Origin of the sequence: Vibrio sp. 10N.222.46.A1 (genome assembly GCF_041473595.1) — a bacterium.
Classification (GTDB): Bacteria; Pseudomonadota; Gammaproteobacteria; order Enterobacterales; family Vibrionaceae; genus Vibrio; species Vibrio tasmaniensis_A.
Map to the genome: position 1 here is coordinate 1 of NZ_JBFRSN010001312.1, position 1,178 is coordinate 1,178.

Sequence of the window (1,178 nt, forward strand, 5' to 3'; positions counted from 1 at the left end):
TGGCATTGCTGGGTGGCATGTTGATGGTGTTGGTGGTCGGTTCGATGATGACTCCGGGCTTCTATGCCATTTTCCAAACACTCCGTGAAAAGCTTAAAACGAAACAACAGTAACTCATAGCCTCAATAAAGTGACGGCAAAGGTGTGTTGCTGCTTTATTGATGGTTTTTACCCCTCGTTATGAATTTTAAAGATTGTTTTTACCGTCTAATAATTGAGGGAGGCAGGGAGTATTTCTCTGACCCGTTTTTAAATCTGAGCCATGTGAGTACGGAAGCGGCTATGGCTCCAATGAGAATAAGGTTTACACATGAAAAAACTATTATTGACCGCTTCAATGTTAGCTGCAATGTCTGGTACTGCTTTGGCGAATGAAGAAGAAAGCCAAGTGATTGATCCATCGGATCTAACTCGCGTTTATACACAAGCTGCTTTTTTTGTTACTTCTGACGCTGATATCCGTTTGTCTTCAATGCTAACTGGGTCATGGTCTGAAACGACTCAGTTCGGTGGCTTTATCGAAGGCAACTTTGGCGACTCAGATGCTAAGCCGGGCAAAGATTCAATGGGCGTTGACTACCTTGGTAGCCGAGCTCAATATTTCCAAGTGTCAGCAATTGATAGTTCATTGATGCCACGTGTTGGCTTCATGGCGGACTTCATCCACACTAAGAACTCGGCACTGGGTTTGGATGACAATACCTTGATGTCTGTCGGTGCTATTGGCTTGATTAACCCTGCTTATACCGGCGGTGCAATGCTGTTTCCAAACGTAAACTACACCATTGGTGAAGTGTTTGGTGAAACGGCAGACGGCTACATGCTAAACCTGTTTGCTACTATCCCAATGGGAGATTCTGGCGCGTTTGTTCAAGCATGGCCTGAATACATGAACGTTTCTGGCGACACAGTTGAACTTGAGTCGACGTCTTTCAACATCATGATGAATGCTCCTATTAAGGAAGACCGAACTCAGTGGCTAATGACGAAGCTCCAATACGCATCTGCAGATGTGACTCTGCCAACGGGCGTTACGCTAGAAGGTGACTACGAGCTAAAAGCAGAAGTCGGCGTGAAGTGGTTCTTTTAACGCACTAGGGTGAGCTATCTATGGTTCAACTAGCCATGGTTTAACTATCTATGGTTTAGCGTCCTAACAAGCGGTAACTAAGCTATGG

At 45.1% G+C, this 1,178-nt stretch carries 1 protein-coding gene; it reads left to right on the forward strand.

Annotated features, from left to right (window positions below; all coding sequences use genetic code 11):
- Positions 1-310: 310 nt before the first annotated feature.
- Positions 311-1,090, forward strand: a complete 780-nt coding sequence (locus tag AB4496_RS26165) for a hypothetical protein (RefSeq protein WP_009844927.1) — start codon at positions 311-313, stop codon at positions 1,088-1,090.
- Positions 1,091-1,178 lie beyond the last annotated feature (88 nt).

Bases quoted from the DNA above. Each gene is read 5' to 3' on its own strand.
- AB4496_RS26165 (WP_009844927.1), top strand. From the start codon at position 311: ATGAAAAAACTATTATTGACCGCTTCAATGTTAGCTGCAATGTCTGGT.